The sequence below is a fragment of the Kribbella sp. NPDC031520 genome, from assembly GCF_055580825.1.
Genome location: NZ_JBVIKS010000001.1, coordinates 1224360 through 1238424, shown reverse-complemented (window position 1 = coordinate 1238424; position 14065 = coordinate 1224360). Strand labels below are relative to the sequence as shown.

General features: G+C 69.3%; 13 protein-coding genes. 3 read left to right on the top strand and 10 right to left on the bottom strand.

Annotated elements, in window-relative coordinates; all coding sequences use genetic code 11:
- The first annotated feature begins 80 nt into the window (after positions 1 to 80).
- Positions 81 to 2141 carry a serine/threonine-protein kinase gene (locus ACZ5BU_RS06230; protein ID WP_465695953.1) on the top strand — a complete coding sequence of 687 codons (2061 nt, stop codon included), beginning with the start codon at positions 81 to 83 and terminating at the stop codon, positions 2139 to 2141.
- Positions 2142 to 2255: 114 nt separating this feature from the next.
- Here ACZ5BU_RS06230 and ACZ5BU_RS06225 read toward each other — a convergent pair whose 3' ends face one another.
- The 5 genes from ACZ5BU_RS06225 to rarD form a co-directional block, all read right to left on the bottom strand.
- A complete protein-coding gene (locus tag ACZ5BU_RS06225) occupies positions 2256 to 3836 on the bottom strand; it encodes an HNH endonuclease signature motif containing protein (RefSeq protein WP_465695952.1) in 1581 nt (526 codons plus the stop codon).
- A gap of 70 nt (positions 3837 to 3906) precedes the next feature.
- Positions 3907 to 4362 (bottom strand): cupin domain-containing protein, encoded by a 456-nt coding sequence (locus tag ACZ5BU_RS06220; RefSeq protein WP_465695950.1) that lies wholly within the window; start codon positions 4360 to 4362, stop codon positions 3907 to 3909.
- 12 nt (positions 4363 to 4374) lie between these two features.
- Positions 4375 to 5211: an MFS transporter gene (locus ACZ5BU_RS06215; RefSeq protein WP_465695949.1), complete on the bottom strand. Its 837-nt coding sequence runs from the start codon at positions 5209 to 5211 to the stop codon at positions 4375 to 4377.
- Positions 5212 to 5263: 52 nt separating this feature from the next.
- The gene (locus ACZ5BU_RS06210; protein WP_465695948.1) at positions 5264 to 5746 is read right to left on the bottom strand and encodes an RrF2 family transcriptional regulator; all 483 of its coding nucleotides are present in this window, start codon (positions 5744 to 5746) and stop codon (positions 5264 to 5266) included.
- A gap of 33 nt (positions 5747 to 5779) precedes the next feature.
- Positions 5780 to 6694 (bottom strand): EamA family transporter RarD, encoded by a 915-nt coding sequence (gene rarD, locus ACZ5BU_RS06205; RefSeq protein ID WP_465695946.1) that lies wholly within the window; start codon positions 6692 to 6694, stop codon positions 5780 to 5782.
- Positions 6695 to 6807: 113 nt separating this feature from the next.
- Between rarD and ACZ5BU_RS06200 the strand changes: the two genes are divergently transcribed.
- On the top strand, positions 6808 to 7347 hold the full coding sequence (locus ACZ5BU_RS06200) for a hypothetical protein (RefSeq protein ID WP_465695945.1): 540 nt from the start codon (positions 6808 to 6810) through the stop codon (positions 7345 to 7347).
- Between the two features lie 63 nt (positions 7348 to 7410).
- Positions 7411 to 8163: a sugar phosphate isomerase/epimerase family protein gene (locus tag ACZ5BU_RS06195; protein ID WP_465695944.1), complete on the top strand. Its 753-nt coding sequence runs from the start codon at positions 7411 to 7413 to the stop codon at positions 8161 to 8163.
- Here ACZ5BU_RS06195 and ACZ5BU_RS06190 read toward each other — a convergent pair.
- From ACZ5BU_RS06190 to ACZ5BU_RS06170, 5 genes are all read right to left on the bottom strand, one after another.
- On the bottom strand, positions 8160 to 9596 hold the full coding sequence (locus ACZ5BU_RS06190) for a hypothetical protein (protein ID WP_465695942.1): 1437 nt from the start codon (positions 9594 to 9596) through the stop codon (positions 8160 to 8162). The two genes, ACZ5BU_RS06195 and ACZ5BU_RS06190, sit on opposite strands and share 4 nt — an antisense overlap.
- Complete coding sequence (locus ACZ5BU_RS06185; protein ID WP_465695941.1) at positions 9593 to 10132, bottom strand: SigE family RNA polymerase sigma factor; 540 nt, start codon at positions 10130 to 10132, stop codon at positions 9593 to 9595. The genes ACZ5BU_RS06190 and ACZ5BU_RS06185 overlap by 4 nt, the downstream gene beginning before the upstream one ends.
- Before the next feature lie 56 nt (positions 10133 to 10188).
- Entirely contained in the window at positions 10189 to 12039 is a 1851-nt protein-coding gene (locus ACZ5BU_RS06180) for an HAD-IB family phosphatase (protein WP_465695940.1), read from the bottom strand.
- Position 12040: 1 nt separating this feature from the next.
- Positions 12041 to 12694 carry a hypothetical protein gene (locus tag ACZ5BU_RS06175; protein WP_465695938.1) on the bottom strand — a complete coding sequence of 218 codons (654 nt, stop codon included), beginning with the start codon at positions 12692 to 12694 and terminating at the stop codon, positions 12041 to 12043.
- 90 nt (positions 12695 to 12784) lie between these two features.
- A complete protein-coding gene (locus ACZ5BU_RS06170; protein ID WP_465695936.1) occupies positions 12785 to 14032 on the bottom strand; it encodes a DUF445 domain-containing protein in 1248 nt (415 codons plus the stop codon).
- Positions 14033 to 14065 lie beyond the last annotated feature (33 nt).

Below are 14065 nucleotides of genomic sequence, written 5' to 3'. Positions count from 1 at the left end.
GTGTGGCAGGTTGCGGTTGGCTGACGGACTGTGTCTGCAAGCCGACGGTGAGTGGCACCGAGGGCGGCTAAGGTCTCCGGGTGAACGAACGCAGCTTGGCCGGTGGCCGGTACGTCCTGGGCGAGCAGCCGCTCGGCGCGGGTGGTATGGGGACCGTTTGGAAGGCGTTCGACACGGTGCTTCATCGCGAGGTCGCGGTGAAGGAGCTCCGCATTCCTGACGGGTTGAATGCGCAGGAGCAGGACAAGCTGCGGCTGCGGGCGCTGCGTGAGGCGCGGGCGGCCGCGGGGCTGGATCATCCGGCGATCGTGACGATCCACGACGTCGTGGACGAGGGCGGCCGGCCGTGGATCGTGATGCAGTTGCTGCCCGGGCGTTCGCTGGACCAGGCGGTGCGTGCGAACGGTCCGCTCAGCCCACGCCGGGCGGCCGAGCTCGGCGTCCGGCTGCTCGATGCGTTGAGCGCGGCGCACGCGAACGGCGTACTGCACCGGGACGTGAAGCCGCAGAACGTCATGCTCGGCGGCGACGACCGCTGGATGCTCACCGATTTCGGAATCGCCTCGGTCGCGGGTGCGACGCGGACGCTGACGGGCACCGGGATCGTCACCGGGACCCTCGGGTACGTCGCCCCGGAACGGCTCGCGGGCGCCGAACCCGGAGCGCCGGCCGACCTGTGGGCCCTCGGCGCGACGCTGTACTTCGCTGTCGAAGGACGGAACGCGTACGACCACGACGACCTCCCGGCGATGATCGCCGCCGTCCTCACCCGCGAACCCGAGCCGATGCGCCTGGCCGGACCACTCGCGCCCGTCATCACCGCGCTGATGCAACGCGACCCGGCTCACCGGCCCGACGCGGCTGCGGCGCGCGAGCAGCTGATGGCCGTCGCGGGCGGCTATCCCACGTTCGAGAACCCGGTCGTCGACCCGGATCGTCGTACGGAGAAGATCGGCAGCGGTACGAAGGTGCTCCAGCCCGAGGCACCTGCACGGGTGATCGCGGCGCTGACGAGTCAGCTCGTCGTCATGACCGGCGCGGTCGCCGCGTTCTTCGGTCTGATGGCCTTCTCGTTGGTGGGCGGCATGCCGTACTGGATCGCTGTCGTGATGGTGGTCGCGATCGCGGGCGGCTTCGCGATCGGCGCCGTCCTGGCGCGACTTCTCGGAAGGTTGTTGGGGCTACCAACAGCATTGGCCGGAAGTGCCTTGCTGCTTGGGGAATCGTCGCTTGCCGGGGGCCTCGTGCTGGACACGAGCAGCCCGGTTCCGGCAGCCGTTCTGTGTGCGATCGCGTTGGTGTCCTTCACCGTCTGGCTCCGGCTGGCTTCGGCGTTCCGGCGACATATCGTGCCCGAGCCCGAGTACGCCCGAGCGGCCAAGGTCTATCGGCGCAACGGTGTCATCGCGGCCGTCGTGGGGTGTCCGCTCGCGGTCGCGTTCGTCGAGATCGTCCACGGGGCCGGGCTCCAGGCCGCCGTTCTGAACCTCGTCCTCATCGTCATCGGCGGCATCGTGACGCTCACCGTGTTGCTCACGTTGCCCGCGCTCCGCAAAGCACCCGTGCCGCGGGCGCCGCGGGCCGGCCTGGTCGTCACGGTGGTCGTGCTCCTGATCATCCCGCTCCTCGCCGGCATCCGCTCGACCGTGTACTACGTGCAGGGTCTGGACGACTTCACGTCCGTCCCCGACATCTGTACGTCGTCCGCGCTGTCGCAGCAGGCCGTCGCGGCGCTCATTCCGGATCCGCCGGAGGTGGACGCGTTCTCGGATCGCGACTATGTGCGTTGTACCTGGGAGCGGACCGGTGACGACCGTGCCAGGCTCGAGATCACCGCCTTCCAGTACAGCAACTCCCGCAACGCCGGTCGCGGGATGCGTTCGGAGCGGAAGTCGGCGGAAAGCGACGGCGACACGATCACCGAGTTCCAGGCCGGCGACGACGCGTTCCTGCACACCTTCGACAGCTACCTCAGCTCCGAGGACACCCTCGGCGTCGGCACCGAGATCCGGATCGACAACGTGGTGCTCGAAACCGAATTCGAACAGGCCGACGACAAGGGCACGCCGAGCGCATCCGCGGTACAGGCATTGGCCTCCGGCCTCGCACGCGAACTGGAAAGCCAAAAGCCCGCACGCTGACTCCAGCCTGAAGGCGCCACCGCCGGCGCTCGCACCAGCGGGTTGGCCGGTCGCCGGAGGTGGTCAGGCCACGGCTCCGCCGCCGGTCCGCGCAGCGTTGCGGGAATGATGGGGTCAGACTGTTGCGAACGTTGGTGGGCCGGTGCTCGGCTCCGTGGTCTCGCCCCACACTGCGAACCGTGCGGCGTCCGCGAGCTTCGCGCCATCGGCCTTCCAGCGACCAGAACGTGCCCTGGTCGCGCCGGCGGCGGGCAGACCTGTCCCACTCCACGGGTCGACAGGTGCTGGAGCCAGACGTGCCAGTTCCTCACCTGGTGGTACGGGTGACACGCGTGTGCCGTCGTACGGTCTGTGGAGTCGCAGCGGTGGTGGATCCGCCCATGACGGGCGGGCTACATGGACTTTGCCGTTGGTGATGGTGATGTGCCAGCGTTCGTGGTGGATGTCTACGTGGTCGCGACGGCAGACGAGGGCCAGGTTGCTGATGGCGGTCGCACCGCCGTCGATCCAGCTGACTACATGATGTGCGTCGCACATTACGGGCGGAGCTCCGCAGACTACGCAGCCGCGGTCGCGGGCGTTCAGGGCCTGTCGCATGGCTTTGGTGACGAGGCGTTCCCGGCGCCCGACGTCCAGGGGTTCGGAGTTGGAGCCGAGGACGAGAGGGATCACAGTCGCGTCGCAGGCCAGGCGGCGGATGGTGGCGGCGGAGAGGTTGTCGCTGTAGACGGTTTGGCCGACCGCCTTGGCGGTGGCGGCCTTGAGGTCTTCGAAGTCGATCGTCACCGTGATGTTCGCCTTCGCTCCGTGCCCCGGCACCCGGCGGCCACAGTCGCGGGCTGCCGTACCGCCAGATCCGGTCCCTGACCTGTCGCCATGTCCAGCGCCGGGTCCGTCGCCAGGTTCCGCCGTCGAATCCGGCGCTGAATCGCGAGCTGAGGTCGGGGTGTTGCCGTCCCAGGTGTTGGCGGCGAGGGTGAGAGCGGTGGTGAGGGCATCGGCTTGGCGTTTGTCGCGGGGGCGGGGGTCGTGTTCGCCGTCGGTGGTTTTGTGTGGACGGGCCCCGGCGTGGACGACGGAGCGGAGGAGTTCGGCGTTCTCGTTGGCGAGGAAGCCCTTGAACTTCACGCCGTTCTCGGCGGTGGTGAGGGTGAGAGTTTCGCGCTCGTAGGCCTTTTGCTCCGCGGGTTCGAGTCCGTCGGTGTCGAGGAGGTTGCAGATGTCTTTGGCGGCTGCGCGGAGTTCCTTCGGTGCGAGGTAGGCGGCCAGGTTGACCAGTTGTTCCTCGGCGACGTCCAGGTCTTCCACCGGGACGCGTGCGCGGACGCGTTCGAGTTCGGAGACGATCGCGGCTGCGTGGGCGGTACGCATCGGCCGCACCGCCCCGTCCGCCGACTGGTCGGGGAGCTCGATGCCGTTGGTGAGGGCGTTGCCGACAGCGGCGTACTTCGGCAAGGCTCGGGCGAGGCGCACGTCTCGCCAGGCTTCGGCGCGGTCCCGGCGGTGGCGGAAGGACAGCAGATCCACGGCGTCGCGGGCGCCGACCTCCTCGGCGTGGCCGGATTCCTCGACGCGGGCGACCAGTTGGAGGCGGATCCCTTCCAGGCGGTTGATCTCGGCGTCGACGTCGTCGAGGGCGGGCAGCAGTTCGTGGTTGCCCAACGCCACCACCGCCCGCCCGCTGAGAACGTCCATGCCTGCAACACTACAGACCGCCACCGACAGTTTTCAAAGCCAGAAACCCTTTATTTGAAGGGATTCTGTGTCAGCGGTCCTGCCAAGTAGGGCTCTCGACGTAGTGGTTGTCATAGAGGTCGCTGGTGGCGGCGACCTCTGCCCAGTCCGTTTCGCCTCGGTAGGCGCCTTCCAGTAGGCGGTAGTAGCCGAAGCGGGGCTTTGCTTGGGTGAGTACGAAGAGCACCTCGGCCGGCTCGTCACCCGCTGCCTCGAAGGCGTGGGGCGTGTTCGGTGGGACGTGCAGGAAGTCGCCCTGCTCGAGGGTGACGAGGTCTTCGCCGGTCAGTACTCGCAGGGAACCCTTGAGGACGAAGAACAGCTCGGCGGCTTCGCGGTGCAGGTGTGGTGGTGCGCCTTCCTTGCCTGGCTGGAAGATCGAGCGGTGGCTGGTGAGGTGTCCGTTGGTATCGGTCATGTCTGCGAGCAGCGTGACCCCACTCGCGGACAGCGTCTCGGCCTCGTCGGCGCGGATCAAGATGGTCATGAGTTTCTCCTTTTAGTTGCTGAGGGCAAGGGCTGGAGCGCGGCGGCCGGTGAGTGCCACTGCGGCGGTGAGGAGGACGCCTGCCGCGCTGACGAGGATGGTCAGGCGGAGGTCGGTGTTGTCGGCCACGGCTACCAGGACCGCCAGTCCGACGGCGTTGCCGATCTGCTGGCCGGTGGACGCGGTGCCGGAGCCGACGCCTTGGTGTTCGGCAGCGACGCCCGTGGAGACGGTGGCGTACATCGTGGTGAAGGCGCTGCCCTGGCCGAGGCCGAGGATCAGCAGTGCGGGGACGATCGCGGCGTACGACGCGTCGGCCGAGATCGTCAGGCCCAGCCAGGCGACTCCGGCGGCGGCAACGGCAAGCGCACCTGGTACGTCGAACCGCCGGCCGCTGAGCGCCGACCCGTCTGCCGGCAGCAGCACGTACGCGGCAACCACCCCGACCGCCGCGAGCGGTACGTTCACGAAGAAGATCGCGGGCCAGCCGAACGCCTGGGTCAGTACGCCCCCGAGCAGCGAACCGAGCGCCATCCCGCTGCCACCGAACCCCTGTACCGCGCGGGCAGCGGCGAGCAGCCCGGGGCTCGTCGCCAACCCGCCGGCCAGCGACGAGGCGCCGTACAGGAAGAGGCCGAGGATGAACATCCGGCGGCGCCCGAGCAGGTCGGACATCCGGCCGCCGAGCAGCAGGAATCCGCCGAACATCACGGCGTACCCGCTGACCACCCACTGCAGGTTGTGCGCCGCGAACCCGAGCTCGCGGCCGATGTCCGGTACGGCGACGAACACGATCGTGTAGTCGATCGCGATGATCAGCTGCGCGAACGCGAGCAGCGCGAGGATCATCGGCTTATTCAGGATATTCGACATCCAGAATTACCCCCAAAAAGAACGGCCGTCAGGCCTTCAGGTTTGCGAAATGGTTGCGGGTGTTCGCCGGCGCGTCCGGCGCCTGCTCGACCACCTGCGCGGCGATGTCCGCGATGCTCTGCCCGGCCAGCTCGCGCCGGTACGACAGCTCCGCCGACCGCATCGCCTGTGAGATCAAGCAGGCCTTCGTGTAGTCGACCTTCGCGTCCGCGCCCGGCCCGGCGCGAAGGATCTCGGTACACCGGAACGCCTCGTCCGGTCCGTCGATCGCGACCACGATGTCGAGCAGTGAGATGTTGCGCGGATCCCGGGCCAGTTGGAAGCCGCCCTTGGGTCCCGAGACCGACGTGAGGATCCCGGCCCGCGCCAGCGCCTGGAGCTGCTTGTTCAGGTACGCCGTCGGCAGGTCGTAGAAGGCCGCGAGCCGCTTGGCGGTAACCGCCGCGCCGGGCATCCAGCTGAGGTTCACGCAGCTGTGCATCGCCCACTCGACGCCCTCGTTCATCTTCATAATCTGGATACTAAATATCCAAGATAACGAAGGTCAAGCGGTCGCTGTGAGCGCGGCGCGTTCGAGGGCCATCGCGCGGCGGCGGGAGTGCATGCTGTCGAAGGTGAACAGGGCCAGGGCTACCCAGACCAGGCTGAACCCGAGCCAGCGCATGAGGGTCATTCGTTCGTGGAAGATCACCAGGCCGCAGATGAACTGCATGATCGGGGCGATGTAGTTCAGCAGCCCGAGGGTCGTCATCGAGACGCGGGTCGCGGCGGCACCGAAGAGCAACAGTGGTACGGCGGTGATCGGGCCGGTCAGCATCACCAGGATCAGGTAGGCCGTGCCGTGGTGCGTGACCGTGCTGTGGCCCTGCAGCCCGAGGACGACGATCGCGGCGACCGCCAGCGGTACGACGGTGCCCGACTCGACCGCCATGCCCTCGATAGCACCGGCGCCGGCCTGCTTCTTCGCCAGCCCGTAGCACCCGAACGAGAACGTCAGGATGATCGCGACCCACGGCGGCCGCCCGTTCTCGACGGTCAGGCCGACGACCGCGACGAACGCGATCCCGAGCGCGGTCCACTGCACCGGGCGGAGTTTCTCCTTCAGTACGAAGACGCCGAGCAGGACGGTGAACAGCGGGGTGATGAAGTACCCGAGCGAGGTCTCGACGACGTGGCCGTTGCCGACGCCCCAGATGTACGTACCCCAGTTCGCCGAGATCAGGAACGCCGCCGCGATCAACGGCCAGCGCCGGCGGGGCTCCGCCAGGAGTGCTTTCACCGCGCCGAACTTCCGCAGTACGGCGACCAGGATCACGATCGTGACCAGCGACCAGAGCACCCGGTGGGCCAGCAGTTCGATCGCGCCGGAGGAGTCGAGAAGCTTCCAGTACAGCGGGAACAGGCCCCAGATCAGGTAGGCGCTGAACCCGTAGGTGAACCCTTTTCGCTGTTCCGGCACGACGCTCAGCGTAAGCCCGCCCGACAGCCGCATCCAAACACTTTGCTCATGACGTGAGACGGTACGGCCCCTTGCCTGGTTACCGTGCAACTCCACACCTCAGGAGGTATCGAATGGCGCAGTCCCGCAGCGAACTGCTCGACCAACTGGCCGGCCAGGTCACCCACGACACCAAGGGGCTCGGTGCCGAGGAGCGGGTGCTCGCCAGGGAGCAGGTGGTGCAGGCGGCCCAACAGGCGCACCGTGACGTGATCGCGCTGGCGTACGGCGACAGTCGAGGAGCCGAGGCGGACCGGTTCTTCGACTACGTGAACAACTCCTACCGGGAGCAGCGGGACCGCGACCTGGCGCAACCGGACGCCGACCGGTCGCCGGCGCGCAAGCTGGGGGCCGAGATCGTCGCGTCCGACGACCGGCTGAACCGATCCATGGGCGAGCTGCAGAGGCGGGCCGAGTACTACATCGCCCACCAGGTCACGGCCGCCGCGGAGCGGGTGAGCCAGCGCCCCAAGGCGGCTGCCGCCGCTCCGGCGGTCGGCGTTGCGGTCGCCGGCGTGGTCAAGGGGACGCAGGCGGTCAACGAAGCACGTCTGCACGGCCGCGCAGGGCAGCCGCAGGGCAGGCCGGGTCAGAGCGGATCGTCCATCGGGTGACTTGCGGCGTGTGTCTGTTGGTGTGATGGGGTTGGATGGACGGGTGGACACCAGGAGGCGCGCGTGGGTGTGAGGACCGGTCTGGTCTCGGTGACGTTTCGCGAGTTGGCCGTCGACCAGGTGGTCGAGGTGGCGGCCGGGGCGGGGCTTATGGCGGTCGAGTGGGGTGGGGACATCCATGTCCCGCTCGGCAATCTCGTGAACGCGAAGCGGGTCCGGAACCTCACCGAGGTCCACGGCCTGCAGGTCGCGGCGTACGGCTCGTACCTGCGGGCGGGCAGCGTCGACCGGGAGGAGATGCGGTCGGCGATCGCCACCGCGGAGGCCCTCGGCGCGCCGCGGATCCGGGTCTGGGCAGGCAACGTCGGTACGGCGGACGCGGGCGTCGGTGACCGGATGGCGGTCACCCGGGGCCTCGGTGAACTCGCCGACATGGCCGCCGGCGCGGGCCTCGAGATCGCGCTGGAGTACCACCGGAACACGCTCACCGACGAGGTGGACTCGACGATCACGCTGCTGCTCGACGTCGGCGCTCCGAACCTCACGACGTACTGGCAGCCACCTGTCGACCTGGACGACGCCGAATGCCTGCGGCAGCTCGAGTCGCTGATGCCCTGGCTGAGTACGGTGCACGTGTTCTCGTGGTGGCCGTCGAACAACCGGCTCCCGCTGGCCGCGCGTGAGTCTCTGTGGCGCCCGGTCCTCGACCGCCTGGCCGCGGAGCCCCGGGAGATCAACGCACTGCTCGAGTTCGTCGCCGACGACTCCACCGAACAGTTCACCAAGGACGCCGCCGACCTGCACAGCTGGGTCTAGGCCACCGGTTCGTACAGCGCCACGATCAGCGTGCCCTTGGTCGGGATCCCGTTCGAGACGGTGAGCGTGGCGCGGCCGGCCGCTCCGGCGGCATGCGGATAGGTGCTGAGGCCAAGGGCTCCGGTGGTGTTCGGTCCGACGCTGAGCGTGCGCTCGATGTTGCCGAACCAGAGGCTGCCGGTGACCTCGCCCGGTACGCCGAGCGGTGAGCTGCCGTAGGCGATCACGTACGGGCGCCCGCCGGGTGTGCCGATGGCCAGCTTCTTGCCCGGGCCGGGCGCCGTCCGGACGTCGGCGAGGCGGTAGTCGTACCCGCCGGTCTCGATCCGCTCCGGGAGGTCGACCCCGTCGATCGTCCGCTGCTCGCCCTGGAAGTAGACGCCCAGCCCGAACCGGGTGTCCGGTGGTACCGGCGGCCCGTTCGGTTTCGCCGGTACGACCTCGGCGACGACGTCCACGCGCTGTCCGGCCGGGACCGGCGCCGGGAGGGTCACACTGTCGCCGGCACCCGCGTCCGTCGAGTTGCCGACGCAGGTCGAGATGTTCGGCTGTCCGGCGCCGACGCGGACGGAGACCGAGTACGGCCGTTCTTCGCTGTCGGAACCCGCGTTCGCCGTACAGAACTGGTGCAGGACCAAAGGCCTGCCCGTCGAGGTGAAGCTGAAGTGCACCTGGTTGCGGCCGGGGTCCACGACCTGGGCGCCGGCCAGGGTGTCGCCGCCGATGCGTTTCCGGTAGACCACGCCGTCCTTGGTGTAGTCGTCCGGTCCGGGCGGCACGGTCCGCGCCGGTGCGCCGTTGACCGCCGCCGACGGGTCGTACGGCGTCGAGTAGATGCCGAGCGAGATCCTGGCGTGCGGAGTGACCACGCGGCGGGTCGCGAGGTCGATCACGTCCGCGGTGACCTGGGCCGGTCTGCCGACCGGGGACACCAGCCAGAACGGCGAGTCCGGCCGCAGCGACACGCTGCTGCCCATCGCCCAGGCCTTGGGTCCGGTGAGGCAGCCGGCGTCGCCGACGTACCAACCGTTGATCCGGAACCGGATGCCGTACAGGCCGCCGTCCGCGTCGCAGTTGGCGTGGACGGTGATCGAGTCCGTGCTCGGGGTCCAGGAGAACGACAGCTTGTCCTGGCCGCGGTCGCCGATCCATGCCTTGAGCAACTTGTCGCTGCCGACCGTGCCCGGGACCGTCACGCCGTCGCGGGTGTAGTCCTCGGGCGGCCGGTCGGCCGGCGGCGTCGCCGAGTGCGTCCCGGGGAGGAATCCGGCGGCGACGGCCGCCAGTACGGCGAGCGTTCCGGCGGCGGTGAGGGTGCGGCGCTGCTTGGTGCGGCGGATCTTGTGGTGTACGCCGGCCAGCAGGTCGTTCTGGTGCTGGTCGGCCTCGGTGGCGCGGGTGCTGAGCTCGTCGCGGAGGTCTTGGAGGTTCATCGCGGGATCTCCTGATCTGCCGGAGTGGTCAGCGCGGGGTCGAGCCGGAGTTTCGTCAAGGCCTTGGCGGTCTGGCTCTTGACGGTGCCGACGCTCGTGCCCATCAGGCGCGCGGTCTCGGCCTCGCTGAGGTCTTCGTAGAAACGCAGTACGACGACTGCGCGTTGGCGGCGGGGGAGCCGGCCGATCGCGTTCCACAGGTCGAGGCGGTCCTCGCCGGGCGACTCCGGGGTCTCGGGGAGTTCCTCGGTCGGGATCTCGCCGGTCCACCGGCGCCGCCACCAGGACGCGTACGTCGTGACGAGGATCCGGCGGACGTACGGCTCGGGGTTGTCCTCGCGGATCCGGTTCCAGTGGAACCAGGCTTTCGCCAGCGCGGTCTGGACGAGATCCTCGGCCAGCGCGTGGTCGCGGGTCAGCAGGTAGGCGGTCCGGACCAGGGCCTGCGAGCGGGCCGCGACGAAGGCGTCGAAGCTCGCCGTACCGTCGGTCGGCACCGCTCTCACCCCCGTCACCACGCCGTCGTCGATGCTCACATCCTGCTGGACCGCCTGGGTCGCGCGGATGGTTGCCCCACCGGTTGTCCGATGACTCAGGCGGTGCGTTCGCCGGCGCCTCGCCCGGCGGGGGTGGCGACCCGGGGGCCGGTGGTGAGGCGCTCCGGCAGCGGGAGGTTTACGACGCGGTTCAGGTAGCCCATGTCGCGCAGGATCGTGTGCGCCGCCGCGGCCGCTGCCTCGCCGGGTTTGTACCCGACCGCGAAGCCGACCGCCTCGAACATGTCCACGTCGTTGCTGCCGTCCCCGACCGCGATCGTACGTTCCCGCGGGATGTTGAGCTTCTCGTTCCAGCCGCGGATCGCGGTCGCCTTCCCGGGACCGTCGATCAGGCCGCTGACGTTGCCGGTGAGTACGCCGTTCTCGATCTCGAGGTGCCCCGCGGCGTACAGTTCGACGCCGAGCCGCTTCGCGAGCGGTCCGACGATCGCGTCGAAGCCACCGCTGGCGATCGCGACCTTGTGACCGGCGGCCTTCAGGTCGCGGATCAGTTGCTCGGCGCCCTCGCTCAGCTGGAGGTTCTGCGCGACGGCCTCGACGAGGGTCGCCTCGACCCCGGCCAGCTGGTTGACCTTGGCACGGATCGACGTCTCGTAGTCGGGAGCGTGGACCGCGTTGATCTGGTCCAGCAGTCCGGCCCGGTCGGCGAGATCGTTCAGGGTGTCGTTCTGGCTCAGCGTCTGGTCGACGTCGAAGACGAAGAGGTGCTGCTGCATCGGCACGATCGGCTGGTGCGTACCCTCGACCGCCTGCAGAGTCATGGGGGTCATCGCGTGGTCCATCGTCGAGGCCACCTCGCTGCGGACCGACGGCCGCCACTGCCCGCGCGCCGGGTCCCAGACCCCGTTGGCCGGATCCGCGGCGCCGTCCAGGAAAGCGCCGATCGTCTCGGTCATCGTGTTGAAGTCCGGGTAGTCCTGGAGCTGCTCGAGGCCCTCGCGGTTCCGCAACTGCCGGAAACCCTGTTCCCACAGGATTTCCGTCTCGTGGTCCGGCGCCGGCTGCTGGCCGTAGAAACGGTACGGCTGCGGCGGCCCGGAACGGCCGGCCTCGCGCCAGTGCCAGTTTTCAGCCAACGCTTTCCGCAGCTTGTCACCGTCCACCGAGCAGGTCCGCGCGATGTAGTACAGGTCGGCGATGTCCTTGAAGCGGGGAGCCGCGATGCCGTCGCCGACGCCGGGCTGCAGGGCGAGCGCGGCCATCTTGTCGGCGGCCAGGTCCGCCACCGGCCGCAGCAGCGGCGTGATCGGCTTCAGGCCGTCGAGTTGTACGCCGACCACCGACCGGCGGGCCCGCTCCGACTCGCTGGACCGCTGGATCATCGCCGGCAGCTTGACGTCGATCTCGATCGAGAACCTGTCCCCGGCCGCGCGCAGACCGAGCGGCCCGCGGCTGTCGTCGACCGGCTGTACGTCGACCGTGAAGACGGCGTGCCCGCTGCCGGCGACCTTGACGCTCCGGGTCGAGTAGCGGACCAGCCCGCCGAGGCCCGGGGCGCCGTCGAGCGGGTTCTGCCGGATCGGCGCGACCTTCAGGAGGTCCGCGCGGACCCGGTCCACGTACTCCTCGGCCGTCAGGTGGCCGAGCGCGCCGTTGTAGATGTCCAGGTCGTTCGCGGTCCGGGCCATCTCGTAGACCGGGTCGATGCTGGACTCCGACGGACGGCTCCAGGCCTCGGCGTACGCACCGAGTGGGTCCGAGCCGGTCTTCTCGTAGTCGTCGCCGCCCTGGTTCAGCTGGCTGATCAGGTCGCCGCCGATCAGCTGCCGCTTCGCGCGATCGGCCGAGAACCGCGGCGTGCTGCTCTCCTCCAGCCGCCCCATCAGCCGGCTCCAGAGCGGGAACGCGCCGCGGAAGACCTTCAGATCGAGGTGGCCCGTGTACATGTCAGCCCTTCGCAGCGGCGTCGAGCGCGGACCGGAGCCAGACCGGACCGTCGTACGACGGCTCGCGGCCGGCGAACTGCTCCGTCAGCTCGGGACCGAGCTCGTCGGCGGTCGTCCAGCCCTGGGCGATCAACGAGCGGGCCAGCCGGCCGAGGTCGGACAGGTCGAAGCCCTGACCGTCGGCGAGGTCGGCCAGCGTACGCGCCGGACCGGTGACCGGCAGGCCCTCGATCACCGTGCACTGATCTTCCTGGACCGAGCGCGGATGCACTTCGACGTGGTCGGGCAGGGCGCTACGGGCGCGGCCGGAGAACTCGATCCGCGCCGCGCTCATGGTGCCGGCGCCGTACAGCTCGGCGGCCGACCGGTGCGAGACGACCAGGGTGTTGAGGGTACGTTCCCACGCCGGCGCGGCCTCGGCGAGCAGCCAGGTCGCGTACAGCGTCGGGTGCGGGTGGCTCGCGCCGGCGCGGACCCGGAGTACGCCGTCGATGACCGGCTCGACGATCTCCGCGTCCTGCAGCTGGGTCAGGACCTGGTCGGTCACCTCGCCGCGCAGCTGGGCGATCGCGACCAGACCGTGCTGGCCGTCGGCCAGCGTGCAGATCCGGACGAACGCGTCCAGCAGGTTCGGGCGCGAGAAGCCCTTCATCATCGACCCCACAACCGGTTGTCGGACAGTACCGCGAACATCATCCAGGGCCCGAGGTTCGGGAAGGTTAACAACTGGTTGTCGAAACGTTTTCTAGATCAGCTGGCTGGCGGTGTGGATCAGAAGGCCGACGAGGGCGCCCACCACGGTGCCGTTGATGCGGATGAACTGGAGGTCGCGGCCGACGTGGAGTTCGATCCGGGCGGCGGCCTCGCGGCCGTCCCAGCGTTCGATCGTGTCGGAAATTACCGAAACGATCTCCGTGCCGTACGTGCGGACGACGTAGCCGACGGCCTCCGCCGCGCGGGTGTCGACCTTGGTACGGAGGGTCTCGTCGTGCTGGAGGCGGTCGCCGAGGTCGTGCAGGACCTTGACGCCGCGGACGCGGAGCGTGCTGTCCGGGTCGTTGATCGAGTCGATCAGCGCGGTCCGCATCGCGTCCCAGACCGCGGTCAGGCTGTTGCCCATGTCCGGGTGCGTCAGCATCCGCGCCTTCCACGTCTCGAACCGTTCCATCGTCTCCGGGTCGTGCTGCAGGTCGTCGGCCAGCTGTGCGAGCAGCCGGTCGACGGCCCGGCGGGCGGCGTGCGTCTGGTTGTCCCGTACGTCGGCCAGCCAGGCCAGCGCCTCGCGGTGGATCCGGTCGATCACCAGCCGGTCCACCCACTGCGGTGACCACCGCGGCGCGCGCGGACCGACCACGTCGGCGAGCAGGTCGCGGTTGCTCGCCAGCCAGTCGTACGCCTCCACCATCAGCAGGTCGAACAGCGCGTGGTGCGCGCCGTCCTCGACCACCGACTGGACGAAGTGCCCGGCGATCGGGCTCAACGGCTCCTTCACGAACCGTGGCAGCAACGATCCGCGGACGAACGCCGCCACGTCGTCGTCGCCCAGCTTCGGCAGCGCCGCGCCGACCGTGCGGGCGCCCTCGGCGACGATCCGATCGGCATGGTTGCCGTCGGCAAGCCACTCACCGACCCGGCGGCTGATCTCCGCGGTCCGCATCTTCTCCGCAACGACTTCCTCGGAGAGGAAGTTCTCCGTCACGAACTGCTCGAGACTCTCCGCCAGGCTGTCCTTGCGGGTCGGCACGATCGCGGTGTGCGGGATCGGCAGCCCGAGCGGCCGCCGGAACAGCGCGGTCACCGCGAACCAGTCCGCCAGCGCACCCACCATCGCCGCCTCGGACGCCGCGTTCAGGTACGCCCATCCGCCGCCGCGGTGCAGGGTCGCCACGTAGATCACCGCGGCCAGCACCAGCAGCGACAACGCCACCGACCGCATCCGCCGCAGCCCACGCCGCCGTACCAGATCGGCGGCGCCCAACGTCAAGGTCGCCATACCTCCGATCTAACCAAGTCGGCGGTGAGGAAA

Coding starts and splice junctions, on each gene's coding strand:
- ACZ5BU_RS06225 (WP_465695952.1), bottom strand. CDS start 3,836: ATGGACGTTCTCAGCGGGCGGGCGGTGGTGGCGTTGGGCAACCACGAA.
- ACZ5BU_RS06220 (WP_465695950.1), bottom strand. CDS start 4,362: ATGACCATCTTGATCCGCGCCGACGAGGCCGAGACGCTGTCCGCGAGT.
- ACZ5BU_RS06215 (WP_465695949.1), bottom strand. CDS start 5,211: ATGATCCTCGCGCTGCTCGCGTTCGCGCAGCTGATCATCGCGATCGAC.
- ACZ5BU_RS06210 (WP_465695948.1), bottom strand. CDS start 5,746: ATGAAGATGAACGAGGGCGTCGAGTGGGCGATGCACAGCTGCGTGAAC.
- ACZ5BU_RS06200 (WP_465695945.1), top strand. CDS start 6,808: ATGGCGCAGTCCCGCAGCGAACTGCTCGACCAACTGGCCGGCCAGGTC.
- ACZ5BU_RS06190 (WP_465695942.1), bottom strand. CDS start 9,596: ATGAACCTCCAAGACCTCCGCGACGAGCTCAGCACCCGCGCCACCGAG.
- ACZ5BU_RS06180 (WP_465695940.1), bottom strand. CDS start 12,039: ATGTACACGGGCCACCTCGATCTGAAGGTCTTCCGCGGCGCGTTCCCG.
- ACZ5BU_RS06175 (WP_465695938.1), bottom strand. CDS start 12,694: ATGATGAAGGGCTTCTCGCGCCCGAACCTGCTGGACGCGTTCGTCCGG.
- ACZ5BU_RS06170 (WP_465695936.1), bottom strand. CDS start 14,032: ATGGCGACCTTGACGTTGGGCGCCGCCGATCTGGTACGGCGGCGTGGG.